This window comes from Hathewaya limosa, assembly GCF_030815255.1.
Lineage (GTDB): Bacteria > Bacillota > Clostridia > Clostridiales > Clostridiaceae > Hathewaya > Hathewaya limosa.
Genome location: NZ_JAUSWN010000018.1, coordinates 29,906 through 45,042, shown reverse-complemented (window position 1 = coordinate 45,042; position 15,137 = coordinate 29,906). Strand labels below are relative to the sequence as shown.

The following is a 15,137-nucleotide window of genomic DNA, read 5'->3' as shown; positions in this document are numbered from 1 at the left end:
ATTTCGGTTTATAAGTATGTTTTTTAACTGAAATAACTTTTTGTTTTCATTATTACAAAATTGTAATAATGATATTTATGAGATTGTAATAAAGGGAGAATATTATATAAATTGTGGTTTGGAGGTAATAAATTATTATATATAGAGAGGGGAATTATAAATGGAATTGTTGAGAATAGAGAATCTTTGTAAGAGCTATGGTAAAGGGGAAACAAAGGTAGATGCTTTAAAGAATATTAATTTAGGCATAAATAAAGGTGAATTTGTAGCTATAGTTGGAGCATCAGGATCTGGAAAGAGTACATTGCTTCATCTCTTAGGAGGAGTAGATAGACCAACATCAGGAAAGGTAATAGTAGATGGTACAAGTATATATTCATTAAAAGAAAATCAGCTTGCAATTTTAAGAAGAAGAGAAATAGGATTTATATTTCAATTCTATAATTTGATACCAGTTTTAACTGCTGAGGAGAATATAGAAATGCCTGTACTTTTAGATGGCAAAAAAATAGATAAAGAGTATATGAATGAGGTATTAGGAATTTTAGGGTTACAAGAAAGAAGAAAACATCTTCCATCACAATTATCAGGAGGGCAACAGCAAAGAGTATCAATAGGAAGAGCACTTGCAAATAAACCATCCATAATACTTGCAGATGAACCTACAGGAAATCTTGATTCTAAAAACTCTAAAGAAATTATAGAGCTTTTAAAGTACTCTGTTAAAAAGTATAATCAAACACTAATTCTTATAACGCATGATTTAGAAATTGCAAAAATGGCTAATAGGGTAATAACTATATCAGATGGAAAAATTGAAGGTGATGAGGTGATGAGAAGTGAATAATTATGGAGAATTAACTTTTAGGTACCTCAAACAAAATAAGAAAAGAACAATATTAACTATAGTAGGAATAATTCTAGCTATATCTTTATTTTCTGGTATAGGAACTTTTATGTTTAGTGTCCAGGATAGCTTAATAGAAAAGAGAAAACAGGATGCAGGAAATTGGGAATTTAGTTTTAATAATTTAAACAATGAGCAAGTAAGTAAATTAGCTAATAACTTTGAAATAAAAAATTATTCAATAAGCAAAGAGGAGAAAAATATTACAGTTAAGAATAATGAAAATGTGGAAATTGATTTTAGTAATGATGATAAAACATCTTTTAATGAATTTTTTAAGGTTAAGTCATTAGAGGGGAGGATTCCTAATAAACCTAAAGAAATCATTATAAGTAAAAATGTTAAGAGGGTACTAAAAAAAGAAATTGGAGATAACATTGAATTAGGCAAAGATGGACAATTTGAATTATATAAAATAGTTGGATTTGATAAAGAACTAGTTGCAGGAAATTCTATAAAAGTAAGGTCATACTGTGATTTTTCTAAATTAGAGGAAGGTGAAAAGTATGATGTTGTCGTAAATTTGAAGGCTAAAAAAGATAAAGTGGATATAGCAGAAAAAATAGCTAAGAAATTAAATGTTAAGGTAAATCCATCTCAACAAGAGGTAAAAAAAATTCCTTGTATGATTTCAAATAATTGGTTACTTAGCCTAGAAGGACAGGGTGTTAATCAATTATTAAATACTAGTCTAACTAAAATGTTGATTATTATAGTGTGTATTATTGTAGTTTGCACAGTTGCAGTTATATATAATTCCTTTAATATATCGGTGGCTGAGAGAATTAATCAGTTTGGGATTTTAAGAAGTATAGGTGCAACACCAAGAAAAATAAGAAAATTAGTTTTACAAGAAGCATGCTTTATGGGACTAATATCTATTCCATTAGGAATAATAGCTGGATATTTAGGAATTTATATAACTATTTATATATTAAGCAAATCCAAATTTTCTATTTTTGATAATCTTATAAATGTAGGACTATACCCAGAAGTTATATTAATAAGTAGTGCTCTTGGAATAATTACTATTCTATTATCAGTAATAGGACCTGCAAGAACAGCATCTAAAATTTCACCCATAGATGCTATTAGAAACTCTGGAAATATAAAAAAGGAAAAGTATAAAAAGAGAAGGACATTTTTAATAAAAGCTATTTTTAGAGTTGAGGGAGATGTAGCATATAAAAATATTAGAAGAAATAATAAAAGATTTATAATTACTTTATTTTCTTTAATAATTTCACTTGTAATGTTTGATGTATTCACAGCTAGTTCTAAGCAAATTAGAATGGCATACGAACAAACATTACAAACAATGGATTTTGATGCTGGAATTACTTGTATGAATCATAGGAAAAGTATAGATCCTAAGTTTATTGAAGAATTAAAGGGAAGGAAAGAAATCAAGGATGTTTTTACTCCGATTAATTATCAAGAATCTTTAGCCATAGAAAGCAAATTTATAAATCAAGACTTATTTACCAAAGTTAAATTAGATAAAGCAGATGAAGTTAATATAAATAACAATAAATATGTTAACATTTCTCAAATTAATTACTGTTCCTATGATAAAAGTTCATTAGAAGAGGCTAAAAAATATCTTATTGAAGGTAGTGTAGATGAAGAGAAGTTAAATAATGGTGGGGTTTTAATTATAGATACAAATAAACTTCAAAGTAAGGAAAATAATAAAGTTGTAATTAGAACATTAAACTGTAAGGTTGGCGATGAAATTAAAATACCTAAAATGAAAAATATGTTTCGCGGTGATGATAGTAACAAAAATATATCATTATCCATTGGAACCACAGAAATGGATAAAAGAGCTAAAAAGGCTATTAAGGAAAATGATTTTATTAAGGTAAAAGTTGTAGGAATTTTAAGTAAAGATATGTTTAATGGAATTTCAACAAGACCACAAGTAAGTATGGTATTTGGGGATAAGAACTTTAAGGATAATTTTGGACAAGAGCAAAATAAAACAGTAGCACTTAGATATAAAGATGAAAATTCAAGAGAAAAAATACAAGAATATTTAACTAAAAGATGTGAAGAGCAAGAATTAAATTGTATGGATGTATATCTTATATCAAAACAAGTGGAAAGTGTGCAAACGCAGGTAGCTGTATTTATATTTGGATTTATTACTATTATAACATTTATAGGTATAGTCAATATAATAAACACAATAACGATAGGACTTCTATTAAGAAAGAGTGAGTTCGCTACTTTAATGTCTATAGGTATGACTAAGAAGCAATTAGCTAAGATGGTTATGTTAGAAGGAATTCTTCATGGAATTATAGTAAGTATAATTGGAACAGCTATATCTTACGGATTATTTAAGATTATGATGAAGGCACAAAGTCAATATATAGAGGTTTCTACAAATACACCAATAGGTGTATTTGTAATAGGGGCTTTAGGATGTGTATTAATAACACTTATAGCTTCTTTAATACCACTAAAGAAACTTAAAAAGATGAGTATTGTAGAAAATATAAGGGCTAGAGAATAAAAAACAGATTGGATTAATAAGGGGAATCTTTTTAAAGATTCTTCTTATTTTTTAAAAATTTTTTATGTATAGGAAATTTTATATTTACTTTATGGGTAGTATAGTGTAAAATTACACTATACTACAAAAATATACAAAGGAATTAGTGAATATGAATAGAAATGAGTTTATAGAAAAAATTGATTCAAAATTAAAACTTATAAGAAATGAAAAAGAGTTTTCACAGGACAAAATGTCAGAGATATTAGGAATCTCAAAGAAGACTTTAGTTCAGATAGAAAAAGGAAGAGCATCTTTAGGATGGAGTGGAGCAGTAGTAGTTTGTTCTTTATTTAAAGATAGTGAAATTATACAAATGATCTTAGGCGAAGATATAGATGATATTATAAAGTCATTAGCTTTTGGTAAATGTGAAATTAAAGGTAATAAAACAATGGGGGGAAAAGTGTGGTGGAGAGATATAGTAATATCCAATGAATATAAGCTTCAACAAAATGTTGTATCAGGTCATTATAGAATATTGAATAAAGATAATATGAGAATTGTATCCTCATTTGATAAGGGATACATGGAAAATAGATTAAAAGAACTAAGCGAGGTGTAAGAAGTGATTAAAAAAGCTAGTTATGTTATGTTAAATATAATCATGTTTTTTACTGTTATGTTTTCTTTATGGATATACATGTCACATAATCCTTCGGTTTCTTGGTATGAGAATTCGGGAATACAATTTCTAGCATTAATAATAATATCTTTACCACTTTTATTAGTAATATTAGGGGGATTCATGTTATTAAAGATAAAAGGATTTAATATGAAGAAGAATAACTTAATGTTGCCAGTGTACATAATAATAGGAACAATACTTCCAGTAGTAATAGATGGGTCATTAAATGATATTACTATAGGTATAGGGACAATATGTTGTGTTATATCCCTTGTTAAAATTATAATAGATATGTTTCAAAACTTTAGGTTAGAACAAAATTAAATTTAAATAACAAAAGGTGAATAATAATTTTTGATATTATTCACCTTTTTATTTCAAGAAATATTTAATTATTAATGTTGTAGATAGGATAAAAATAAATTTTATAATGACTATATTTAATTTTTTGTTTTATAAGACTTAACACCAATATATGTAGTCATTATAATTAATGAAAAAATTATTCCTGTAGACTGTCCATTTAGTATCCAAATTCCTTTACCACCATTACAAAATTCACAAAATAAAGTAATGCCTATACCAATTAATGCAGATATAAAGGCTATTGTTGTCTTAGGTTTTTTAGAAAACAGACCAAACATAAGCGGGGCAGTTAGGGAAACGGACATTAATGTATAGAATATAGATAGTGCAGTAATTATATTAGGCAATAAAAGGGCCATTGTTATACCTAATAAACCACCTACTATTGTAACTACTCTACTTAATTTTAATAGTTTTATATCCTCTATCTTAGGGTTTATAAAAGTTTTGTATATATCTTCAGTAAAAGTTGTAGTAAGCATATACAGAACAGCGTCTGCGGTACTTACTTCAGCTGCAAAAATAGCTGCTAGAGCCAATGCAGAAACTGAAAAAGGAAGCATATTTTTCATAACCATAGGTAGTGCTAACTCTGGTTGTTGAAGGTTAGGAAATTTCGCAAATGCACACATGCCAAGTATGGTTGGTAAAAATGCAAATAATATTTGAATCATAGCACACCAAAAAGTAGCTTTTTTTAAGGTTTTTGTATCTTTTGCGCCATATATTTTTCCTATTAATCCTGGAGATATAAAGAAAGAAGGAGTAAGCATTAAAAACCATCCAATTATTTGAGTTATACCAATACCAGAAATACTAAAATATTTATTAGCTTCGGCTGTATTTAAACTTGAACTTATTGTTGAGTATAAACCATTAAAACCATTTACATCTTTTAATGCATAAGGTACTGCTATTATAAAACCTAAAATTATTATTACTAGTTCTAACATATTTACTATAGAAGAAGATAAAAGACCACCAGCAGAAAAATAGCATACAACAACTATAGCACCTATTAAAATTCCTATGTTTTTACTTATACCAGAAGTTATATTTAAAATCCAGGAAATTCCCATAAGTTGACCAGCAAATAATGCTATGGTTCCAATAAGCATCATTATAGATAAAGCAGACTTAAAATATTTTGAATATCTTAAATCTAAATAATCACCCAAAGTATATAAATTGTATTTTTTAGATATGTCCCAAATTTTAGGACCAACCCAAAATGCAAGTACTAATGTTCCAATAGCGGACATAAAAATCCACCAATAAGATGATACACCAGATGAATAAGCAATTCCTGTTATACCAACTGTAGAACCTGCACCTATGTTAGCGGCTATAAGCGTTGAAAAAAGTAATTTTGAATTTAATTTTCGTCCAGCTACAAAAAAATCAGAAGAATTTTTTACATATTTTGTTGTAATAAAACCGGCTACTATTAAAATCAATGAATATAATAATATAAATATTAAATAAGAATTTATCATTTTTAGATATCCTTTCTATTTCAATACAGAGTTCTAATCTTAATATTTATTTCTAGAATATAGTATAACACACCAAAAATGTACCTTAAACTATGAAATATTACAAAAAGCTTCAATATATTTTTAAACATGTAAAGTTGCAATATGTATTATTAGTAAATGGCTTAAAGGCTGTATTTTGATATAATAATAAAGAAGATTAAAAATATTTGCATAGAAAAAATGGTTTTTAATATAAAGGGTGGGGGGAATTTTTAGTGAAAAATATTTTATTGGTGGAAGATGATATGGCACTGGCCATTGGAATGGAATATACTTTAAAACAAGAAAATTTTACTGTATATAGAGCAAGTAATTTAAAAGAGGCACGACAAAAGTTTAAAGAAGAGAAAAATTTAAATTTGATTCTTTTGGATTTAACACTTCCAGATGGAAGTGGATATGATTTTTGTGAACAAGTTAGGAAAGAAAGTTTGCTTCCTATTATTTTTATAACGGCTTGTGACGAGGAAGCTAATGTAGTTTTAGGATTAGACTTAGGTGGAGATGATTATATTACTAAGCCTATTAGAATAAGAGAATTAATTTCTCGCATAAATGCAGTTTTGAGAAGAAAAAGTATGCTAACTGAAAATACAAAATCAAATAATAGTGATAGTCATAATGAGAATAAAATAAATTCAGGAGATATAATAGTTGAGCCTTTAAAGGCTAAGGTATATAAAGGGATGGAGGAGATAATTTTAACTGCTGGTGAATATAAGTTATTGTTAATCTTATTAGAAAATAAAGGGAATGTACTTTCGAGAAATGTTTTAATAGAAAGACTTTGGGATGTAGATGGAAATTTTGTAGATGGTAACACCTTAAATGTTTATATTAAAAGATTACGGGAGAAGATAGAAGTCAATCCTAAAGAATCTAAGTATATTGAAACAGTAAGAGGGATCGGATATAAGTGGGCGGATATATAAAGGGGGATACAGAAAGTGCATTATTTTAAAAATCCAGAGATTAAGAGTATAACTTTTAAGTTTATTATTTTAGGTATAATATTTATGAGTTTATGTGTAGTTACAATTCAAAAAGAAATAAGTAGTTTAAATAAGAATTATATAATTCAAAATACTATAATAGCAGGAAATATCTTATCTGAGCATCCAGAGATGGAAAAAGAAATAGTTAGTGCATTAACTTTAAAGAATATGGATAATTTTAAGTTGGGTGAAAAAATTCTTGATAAATATTCATATGAAAAAGATTTAGATATATATAAAAATCCCGTAATGTATGATTTTTTATATAAAGTATTATGTAAATTCATTTTAGAAATTAGTATATTTTTAATAATAGTATATTTAACGGTATTTGGTGGATTTAAAGGATTTTATAAAAAGGCTGAAAAATTTAGTAAGGCTTCTGAAGATATTATAGAAGGAAAGTTTCAAAACTTTAAAAATGTAAATAAAGAAGGGGATTTGGCTATCTTAACATATCATTTTAACTTAATGGCAAATAGTCAGAGAGATGTTTTATTAAGGTTAAAAAAGGAAAAAATATTTCTTAAAAATATAATTTCCGATATATCACATCAATTGAAAACACCTTTATCCTCACTAATAATGTTTAATGAGATAATGAAAAATCAAAATATACCCAAGGAGGATAGAGATAATTTCTTAAAGTTAAGCGATGAACAGTTAAGAAGAATGGAATGGCTTATTGTAAATTTATTAAAAGTGGGGAGATTAGAAGCGGGAGTAGTTCAGTTTAGAATAATAAATAATCCACTATATATTACAATAAATAAGTCTTTAATAGGGCTAATAGAAAAATCAAAAGAAAAACAACAGAAAATAATTATTAAGGGAAATAAAGATATCTATTTTAAGCATGATGCAGAATGGACTGCTGAAGCATTATCAAACATAATTAAAAATTGCATAGAACATACGAATGTAAATGGTCAAATTTTAATTAGTTATGAGGAAACCCCTATATCTACTAGTATAAAAATAAAAGATAATGGAGAGGGAATTCCAAAAGAAAGGATAGGAAGGATATTTCAGAGATTTTATAAAGGGGAAAATTCTACTAACCCTTGTAGTATAGGTATAGGATTAGCGCTAAGTAAAACCATAATAGAATCTCAAAATGGAAGTATTTCTGTTAAAAGTGAAGAAGGCAAAGGAACAGAATTTAGTATTATATTTTTAAAAACTATTATATAAGTTGTAGAAAATAAAAAGGTTGTCCTGTAATAAGACAACCTTTTTATTGAAAAATGATTAGGCTATTTTAAGTTTTCTCTAATTAGAGGCATAGACATACATCTTGGGCCTCCTCTACCTCTTGATAATTCAGATGAAGGCATAACATGGATTTTTATACCATATTCTTCAAGAATTTTATTGGTTACATAGTTTCTAGAGTAAACAACAACTTCACCTGGAGCTATTGCAAGTGTGTTTGAACCATCGTTCCATTGTTCTCTTGCTGAGATTATTTCATCTCCGCCACCACATCTAATTAATGTAATTTTTCTATCAAGATATTTGCTTAGGATGTTTTCAAGAACGTCAACTTCTTTAGTTACTGCAATTTTTGAACTATCATTTTTGTCCTTAGTTATTGCATAAACATTTAAAGGACCTTCGATTCCTGGATGTACAGTAAATTTATCATAATCAACTTGAGTAAATACTGTATCTAAGTGCATGAATGCTCTACTTACAGGAATTTGGAATGCTAATATAGTTTCAAATGTTGTATCTTCGCTAAGTAATAGTCTCTTAGCCAATTTTTCAACTGATGCAGCATCTGTTCTTTGAGAAATACCTATTGCAAGTATTTTATCACTTAAAATAAGTTCATCTCCACCTTCTAAGGAAGAGTTTTCATCTCTATTGAACCAGAAAGGAACATTTTCATCTTTAAATCTTGGATGATTTTCAAAAATATATTTAGCGAAAATAGTTTCTCTATTTCTTGTTTCAGTTCTCATATGGTTTAATGTGATACCATGTCCAATTGTTGCAAATGGATCTCTTGTGAAATATAAGTTTGGCATTGGATCACAAATAAATGGATAAGAGTCAGCTTGATCAGTTAAAGAATTACTCTTATAATCTTTTAATTCTATTTTTCTAACTCCAGCCATCATTTTATCTATCATAGCTTGATTATCAAAGCTTAAGAAATATTCTGTTAAGTATTGTTTTAGGTTTTCACCTTGAACATTAGCTTCATCTATGAATTGGCTAATAAATTTATCTTTTATGTTTTTGTCAGCTAGTGCTTCAGCAGCTAATTTTTCAAGATATAATACTTCAACACCTTGATCTTGTAAAATCTTAGCAAACGCATCATGTTCTTCTCTAGCTATTTTTAAGAAAGGAATGTCATCAAATAATAATCTTTCTAGAAGATCAGGTGTTAAATTTTCAATTTCTTCGCCTGGTCTATGAAGTAATACAGTTTTTAGTTTTCCTATTTCGGAAGTTACGTTTAAAACGTTATTCTTACTCATTAAAAATCACTCCTTTTACCCATGATATAGTCTTGAATAAAAATCCAAGTCTAATTGTTAAATTATTAATAAGTTAAAATTAATTAATAACCTATAACTTTAATTTATTTTATTTAACAATTAAATTATATCATGCGAACTATAGAGAATCTATTTCAAAAAGCAAAATTTTCAAATTATTTAAAAAATAAGGCGAACTTCACAAATCTTCATTAAATAAATGAATAATTATAAGATTGTATGAAAGCAGTGTATTGGCATAAATGTACTATAAAAGTTAAATTATTGATTAAATAAAAAAGCATATTAATTCAACATAATGATATATTATGCAATATTTTAGAAACAAAATGTTAATAATTTGTTCACAAATAACGTTAAAATATATACAAATAGAATAAAATTTATAGAAAAATAATATAAATTTGTAAAATATATCTTAAAAATAAAGTAAAAAAATAAAGAAAAAAACACTTAAATATGTTTTTTTTCTTTATTTATTAAAATAATACCAATAGATACTAAGATAATAGCGATTAATACTCTAACCCCTTGAAAACTTTCTTTTAAAAATGTATATGATAAAAGTACTCCAAATAAAGGAATCGAGAATTTGTATATGGATATTTTCCCTACACCATTATACTTTAACAATAAAGACCATAAGGAAAATGCCATAGCAGATATAAAGCCCATATATATTAAAAGTATACTCCCTCCAGTGGTAAAGTTTAAAGTCTTAGCACCACCTATGAGAGAGATTAGTATTAAACCTATAGAACCAGTAAATAGCTGATATCCTGATACAACAAAGGGATTAATAGTTTTAGTTAGTTTTTTTGTATAGATACCGGCAAAGGCTCCAAATATACTTGAAAGAACAAGAAAACCTTCACCAGTAAAAGTAAAACCACCTGTTAAATTTCCCTTCTGCATGTTAACAATAATTACACCGGTAAATCCAAGAATTACTCCAAGAAATTTTTGTGAATTTATTTTATCTTCTTTATAGAAAAAGTGAGCTAAGATTACAGTAAAGAATGTACTGGAGGATGAAATTATAGAGCCCTTTACACCTGTTACATTTGAAAGACCTATATAAAATAACATATATTGAATAAAAGTTTGAAGCATTCCTAGAATGCTTACCTGTAATAATTTATCCTTAGTAAGTTTTAAGGAGATTCCTTTTAATTTGCAAAATAAAAAAATCATTATAGATGATATAAAGAAACGATATCCAGCAAAAAGTAGTTTACTATAGGTATCGTTTTTTTCAATTTCAAATAATATATATCCAATTTTTATGGAAGGAAAAGCACTACCCCAAAGAAAACAGGCTATTAAGGCAAATGATATAATTGTATAAGGTTTAGTTAAAAAATTTTGTTTTTTATTCAAGTAAAAATCACCTACTAACAAAAAATATTGAGAATTTTATATGTAAAAATTATTATATGGTTCATATAATTATACACTAAATGATGAATAATAAAAGCAGATAATAAATTAAAAAGTTATATGTTTTTATTATTATAGTTTAAAATTAATACAAGTTGTAATTTAAAAGATTATTTATAGTTTTCTATGTTTATTTATACAAAAAGTTTATGATATTATAAAAGTATTTATATAATAGGATCATAATGATAATCTAGAGAAAAGAGGGGATAAAATGAGGGTAGCGATAATAGGATGGAAGGATTCGGTTAATGCTATTTATGAAGTTGCTAATGAAGTCTATAAAGATATAGAATTTGTACCTGTTGTCATTAATAATACAGATGAAAGTAAAGAAATAGTAGCGGATTATGGAACAAAGGTGGACGGAATAATTTTCACTGGATTAGGATTTGTTAAAATTGTAGCTAATCTAGAAAAACCCAATATACCTTATGTATATATTTTTAGAGATGGAACTAGTATTATGAAATCTTTTTGGACTATGAATGAAGAAGGATTAAGGCCTAAAAAGATAAGTATAGATGTGGTAAACGAAAATTTAGTTAAGGATATTTGTAAAGATTTCGGAATGAGTTTTGATAAAATCTATGTTTATCCATTTGAAATGGATAAAAAGGAAAGAATATATTTAAAAGAACATAAATATTTATGGGACAATGGAAAAATAGATTTAGTAATAACTAGTTACGGATGGATATACAATGAATTAAAAAAGGAAGGTATTCCAGTAGTAAGACTATGTTTAACTAATAATCTGATAAAGGAATCTATAGAAAGGATAATTTATAAGATAAATAATAGAACTATAAAGAAATCACAAATAGCCACTCAAATTGTAAAGATTGATTCAAAAGAAATTACTAATGACAAATATCAGTATGAGTTTTTAAAGAAAAGCTCCATAGTACAAAGTAAATTAATAGAATACATTGCAACAATTCAAGGTATAATTTCTCCAATGAATGTAGATAATTTTAGAATTATAAGTACAAGAGGAGCTATGGAAAACGAAAGTGCACAAAAAGTATTTATTAATATTTTGAATGATTTTAGAAAAGAAAAAATTAGGGTATATAGTGGTGTTGGATTTGGCAATTCTGCCTATGATGCCGATTTTAATTCAAGGATTGCATTAACAAAGGCGGATAATATAGGAGAAAATGTTTATTTTATTGTAGATGATGAAAAAAATATAAGAGGGCCTTTAGGCAAAAAAGAGGATATATCTTACAAAGCTTTAGTTATGGATAAAGAAATAAATAATATATCAAAGAAAACAGGAATAAGTACTAGTTATGTATCTAAAATTTCATGTTTGTTAAAAAACAACAATGTTGAATATGTAGATTCTAAAATGTTAGGTGAACTTTTAGGTATAACAGATAGAAGTGCCCGAAGAATACTAAAAAAACTAGTTGATACAGGATATGGACAATTAGTTACATCTACACAAACAAACACAGTGGGAAGACCAATGAATGTATTTAAGCTTAATATTTAAATTAAATATTAAGCTTTCATGTTCAAAATTAATCGAAAATTATCAAAATTTAAAAAAAAACGACAAAAAGTCTTGAAAAAAAGATTATAAAGTGTTAATTTATAATTAAGGACATATTAAGGAAATAACTTTTATTAAACATGGAGGGGATTATATGGAGTATTTGAAATTAGCAAATAGCCCAATATTATGGATACTTGCAGGAATAGCGGTTGCAGTGGTTATATTTCAAGCCATTGTGTTTTTTACAAAATCTTATAAAACGGGTAAAGAAATTGGTATAACTGATGAGCAAATAAAATCTGCCATTAAAAGTAGTGCAATATCATCAATAGGGCCTTCAATGGTAATACTTGCAGGTATGGTATCTTTAATAGTTACAATGGGTGGACCACTTTCATGGATGAGATTGTCTCTTATTGGCTCGGTAACATATGAACTTATGGCAGCAGGATTTGGTGCAGAAGCAATGGGAGTTAAATTAGGTAGTGCAGCTATGAATAATGTCGTATTTACTAATGCAGTATGGGCAATGACATTGGGATCTTTAGGATGGATCATATTCACATTATTATTTACGCATAAAATGGATAAATTAAATCATGTTTTATCTAATGGTAGAAAGGCATTAGTACCAATTATTTCAGCCGGTGCTATGTTAGGAGCCTTTGCCTATTTTAATTGTGACAAGATATTAAAGTTTGATAATGGTTCAGTAGCTTGCATAGCTGGAATGGCCATTATGATGAGTTTAACTTATTTAGCTAAAAAGAAAAATATAAACTGGCTTAAACAATGGAGTTTATCAATAGCCATGTTTGGTGGAATGTTTATAGGGGTAGTTTTCTAGAAAAAATTAAGGAGATGTGTCACAATGAATACTAAATATTATGATGATATTTTTATACCTGACATAATAAAATGGGGAAGAATTACATTAATTTTAGGACTTATATCAGCTATATTACCAGCATTAGTTTTAACTTTTGTTTTTGGATATAAGCCTCCTATGTCAGCAATAATTACAGGAGCATTAGCACAAATAAGTGTTAGTGGAGCTTTTTACATAGTTGAACCAATATCTTATTTCCCTATACTAGGAATACCTGGAACATATATGGCGTTTTTGTCTGGAAATTTAGTTAATATGAGAATTCCTTGTGCAGTAGTTGCTCAAGAAGCAGCTGATGTTAAAGAAGGTACCAAGGAAGGATCAATAATATCTACAATAGGTATTGCGGTTTCAATAGTTATAAACGTATTATTTTTAAGTATTGCAGTTTTTCTTGGATCTAGTGTTCTTTCGATGTTACCAAAAGCAGTTATAAATGCACTTAACTTAATTTTACCAGCTTTATTTGGGGCGGTTTTTGGCCAATTTGCTATTCAGAGACCTAAATTAGGAGTTGTAGCAATAGTGATTTCCGCAATAATGACAGCATTGTTAAAGTGTGGATATTTAGGATTTTTACCAGGAACTCCGGCTTATGCTGTTATCATAGTTTCAGTATTCGGTACAATATTTGCAGGTAAAAAAATATATGCTAAGGAATTAAATATGGGGGAAGTAGCAAATGAATGTAAATAAAGAGAGACTTTTAAGAAATTTATTAGAAATTATAAAAATTGATAGTGAATCTTTAAATGAAAAAACAATGGTTCAATGGGTTGAGGATTATTTTAAAAAAAGAGGAGTAGAAATATATAAGGATAACTGTGGGAAACAATTTGGTGGAAATGGAAGCAATATTCTAGTCCATATCAAAGGTAAAGTTAAGGGAGAAGCTATTTGTTTTGCAGCACATTTAGATACTGTTGTGCCGGGAAAAAATATTGAACCAGTTATAGAAAAAAATATAATGAAAAGTGCGGGGGATACCATTTTAGCCGGTGATGATAAAGGTGGAATAGCGGCAATCTTAGAAGCTATTGAGTGTATAAAGGAAAATAAAATTCCTCATAGAGATATATATGTATTATTTACTGTATGTGAAGAAATTGGAATGTTAGGTGCCAAGCGTTTTGATGTAAGTAAATTGGAAACTAAAAATGTTGTTATTGTAGATGCGGCAGGACCAGCAGGAATAATTGCTTATGCAGCCCCAGCAAAAGATGATTTAAAGATTAAATTTATAGGAAAAAAGGCTCATGCTGGAATAGAACCAGAAAAAGGTATTAATGCAGTGTATATAGCATCAAAAGCAATTAACAATATGACATTAGGAAGAATAGATGAAATTACAACAGCTAACATAGGGCGTATAGAGGGGGGAGGACCTACTAATGTAGTAACAGATGAAGTTATAGTTACACTAGAGGTTAGATCTCATAGTTTAGAAAAATTAGATGCATTGGTTAACTCTATAAAAGAAGCATGTCACAATTCAGCCAAGGAATTTAGTGGAAGAGTAGAAATAGAAGTTAACAGAGATTACCCGACATTGAGTCTAAATAAGGAATCATTTATATTTAGACATTGTATTGATTCTTATAAGAAAGAGGGAATTGAGCCTAATGCAGTTATAATCGGTGGTGGTAGTGATGCTAATATACTAGCAGGAAAAGGATTTGACTGTGCAATTATTAGTTGTGGAATGGATAAAGTTCATACAGTAGATGAAACATTAAATTTAGATGATGTATATAAAACCGCTGAAGTTTTAAAAAGGATGATACAAGAATAATT

13 protein-coding genes are annotated in these 15,137 nt (G+C 27.7%); 10 read left to right on the top strand and 3 right to left on the bottom strand.

Going from position 1 to position 15,137, the window contains the following annotated elements; translation table 11 throughout:
* Window positions 1-160 precede the first annotated feature (160 nt).
* The 4 genes from QOZ93_RS10610 to QOZ93_RS10595 all read left to right on the top strand — a co-directional run bounded on the left by QOZ93_RS10610 (window position 161) and on the right by QOZ93_RS10595 (window position 4,419).
* Complete coding sequence (locus tag QOZ93_RS10610; RefSeq protein ID WP_307356353.1) at window positions 161-847, top strand: ABC transporter ATP-binding protein; 687 nt, start codon at window positions 161-163, stop codon at window positions 845-847.
* Window positions 840-3,428, top strand: a complete 2,589-nt coding sequence (locus QOZ93_RS10605) for an ABC transporter permease (RefSeq protein ID WP_307356352.1) — start codon at window positions 840-842, stop codon at window positions 3,426-3,428. The genes QOZ93_RS10610 and QOZ93_RS10605 overlap by 8 nt, the downstream gene beginning before the upstream one ends.
* A 151-nt stretch (window positions 3,429-3,579) precedes the next feature.
* Window positions 3,580-4,032 carry a helix-turn-helix transcriptional regulator gene (locus QOZ93_RS10600; RefSeq protein ID WP_307356350.1) on the top strand — a complete coding sequence of 151 codons (453 nt, stop codon included), beginning with the start codon at window positions 3,580-3,582 and terminating at the stop codon, window positions 4,030-4,032.
* Window positions 4,033-4,035: 3 nt separating this feature from the next.
* Window positions 4,036-4,419: a hypothetical protein gene (locus QOZ93_RS10595; RefSeq protein WP_307356349.1), complete on the top strand. Its 384-nt coding sequence runs from the start codon at window positions 4,036-4,038 to the stop codon at window positions 4,417-4,419.
* Window positions 4,420-4,535: 116 nt separating this feature from the next.
* On the opposite strand, the gene QOZ93_RS10590 is transcribed toward QOZ93_RS10595, so the two are convergent.
* Window positions 4,536-5,954 carry a sodium:solute symporter family protein gene (locus QOZ93_RS10590; protein WP_307356374.1) on the bottom strand — a complete coding sequence of 473 codons (1,419 nt, stop codon included), beginning with the start codon at window positions 5,952-5,954 and terminating at the stop codon, window positions 4,536-4,538.
* A gap of 260 nt (window positions 5,955-6,214) precedes the next feature.
* On the opposite strand from QOZ93_RS10590, the gene QOZ93_RS10585 reads away from it, so the two are divergent.
* The gene (locus QOZ93_RS10585; RefSeq protein ID WP_307356347.1) at window positions 6,215-6,931 is read left to right on the top strand and encodes a response regulator transcription factor; all 717 of its coding nucleotides are present in this window, start codon (window positions 6,215-6,217) and stop codon (window positions 6,929-6,931) included.
* Window positions 6,932-6,946: 15 nt separating this feature from the next.
* On the top strand, window positions 6,947-8,188 hold the full coding sequence (locus tag QOZ93_RS10580; RefSeq protein WP_307356344.1) for a sensor histidine kinase: 1,242 nt from the start codon (window positions 6,947-6,949) through the stop codon (window positions 8,186-8,188).
* Window positions 8,189-8,250: 62 nt separating this feature from the next.
* Here QOZ93_RS10580 and arcA read toward each other — a convergent pair whose 3' ends face one another.
* Both arcA and QOZ93_RS10570 read right to left on the bottom strand, forming a co-directional pair.
* Window positions 8,251-9,486 (bottom strand): arginine deiminase, encoded by a 1,236-nt coding sequence (arcA, locus tag QOZ93_RS10575; RefSeq protein WP_307356342.1) that lies wholly within the window; start codon window positions 9,484-9,486, stop codon window positions 8,251-8,253.
* A 474-nt stretch (window positions 9,487-9,960) separates the two neighbouring features.
* A complete protein-coding gene (locus tag QOZ93_RS10570) occupies window positions 9,961-10,887 on the bottom strand; it encodes a DMT family transporter (RefSeq protein WP_307356341.1) in 927 nt (308 codons plus the stop codon).
* A 274-nt stretch (window positions 10,888-11,161) separates the two neighbouring features.
* On the opposite strand from QOZ93_RS10570, the gene QOZ93_RS10565 reads away from it, so the two are divergent.
* The 4 genes from QOZ93_RS10565 (at window position 11,162) to QOZ93_RS10550 (ending at window position 15,135) form a co-directional block, all read left to right on the top strand.
* Window positions 11,162-12,451 carry a hypothetical protein gene (locus tag QOZ93_RS10565; RefSeq protein WP_307356339.1) on the top strand — a complete coding sequence of 430 codons (1,290 nt, stop codon included), beginning with the start codon at window positions 11,162-11,164 and terminating at the stop codon, window positions 12,449-12,451.
* Window positions 12,452-12,605: 154 nt separating this feature from the next.
* Window positions 12,606-13,301, top strand: coding sequence for a DUF5058 family protein (locus QOZ93_RS10560; protein ID WP_307356337.1), 696 nt, complete (start codon window positions 12,606-12,608; stop codon window positions 13,299-13,301).
* Between the two features lie 24 nt (window positions 13,302-13,325).
* Complete coding sequence (locus QOZ93_RS10555; protein WP_307356336.1) at window positions 13,326-14,039, top strand: hypothetical protein; 714 nt, start codon at window positions 13,326-13,328, stop codon at window positions 14,037-14,039.
* Window positions 14,026-15,135, top strand: coding sequence for a M20/M25/M40 family metallo-hydrolase (locus QOZ93_RS10550; RefSeq protein WP_307356335.1), 1,110 nt, complete (start codon window positions 14,026-14,028; stop codon window positions 15,133-15,135). The genes QOZ93_RS10555 and QOZ93_RS10550 overlap by 14 nt, the downstream gene beginning before the upstream one ends.
* The last annotated feature ends 2 nt before the right edge of the window (window positions 15,136-15,137 follow it).